The organism is Limosilactobacillus portuensis (assembly GCF_014838735.1).
Lineage (GTDB): Bacteria > Bacillota > Bacilli > Lactobacillales > Lactobacillaceae > Limosilactobacillus > Limosilactobacillus portuensis.
This window is the reverse complement of sequence record NZ_JABUXQ010000065.1, coordinates 1-1,018: the sequence shown is the minus strand read 5'-3', so window position 1 is coordinate 1,018 and position 1,018 is coordinate 1. Positions and strand designations below refer to the sequence as shown.

The 1,018-nt window shown below is 53.0% G+C and carries 1 rRNA gene; it reads right to left on the bottom strand.

The annotated features are described in order from the left end of the window. Window positions 1-67: 67 nt before the first annotated feature. Window positions 68-1,018, bottom strand: a 16S ribosomal RNA gene (locus HUK49_RS10545); the annotation flags it as partial.

The window sequence follows — 1,018 nt, the reverse complement described above, 5'->3', positions numbered from 1 at the left end:
TTGAGAGTAAACCTCTCAAAACTAAACAAAGTTTCCACAATGTGTAGGTTTCCGTTTTATTCCTTAGAAAGGAGGTGATCCAGCCGCAGGTTCTCCTACGGCTACCTTGTTACGACTTCACCCCAGTCATCTGCCCTGCCTTAGGCGGTTCCCTCCAAATGGTTAGGCCACCGACTTTGGGCATTGCAAACTTCCATGGTGTGACGGGCGGTGTGTACAAGGCCCGGGAACGTATTCACCGCGGCATGCTGATCCGCGATTACTAGCGATTCCGACTTCGTGTAGGCGAGTTGCAGCCTACAGTCCGAACTGAGAACGGCTTTAAGAGATTAGCTTACTCTCGCGAGTTCGCAACTCGTTGTACCGTCCATTGTAGCACGTGTGTAGCCCAGGTCATAAGGGGCATGATGATCTGACGTCGTCCCCACCTTCCTCCGGTTTGTCACCGGCAGTCTCACTAGAGTGCCCAACTAAATGCTGGCAACTAGTAACAAGGGTTGCGCTCGTTGCGGGACTTAACCCAACATCTCACGACACGAGCTGACGACGACCATGCACCACCTGTCATTGCGTCCCCGAAGGGAACGCCTAATCTCTTAGGTTAGCGCAAGATGTCAAGACCTGGTAAGGTTCTTCGCGTAGCTTCGAATTAAACCACATGCTCCACCGCTTGTGCGGGCCCCCGTCAATTCCTTTGAGTTTCAACCTTGCGGTCGTACTCCCCAGGCGGAGTGCTTAATGCGTTAGCTCCGGCACTGAAGGGCGGAAACCCTCCAACACCTAGCACTCATCGTTTACGGCATGGACTACCAGGGTATCTAATCCTGTTCGCTACCCATGCTTTCGAGCCTCAGCGTCAGTTGCAGACCAGACAGCCGCCTTCGCCACTGGTGTTCTTCCATATATCTACGCATTCCACCGCTACACATGGAGTTCCACTGTCCTCTTCTGCACTCAAGTCGCCCGGTTTCCGATGCACTTCTTCGGTTAAGCCGAAGGCTTTCACATCAGACCTAAG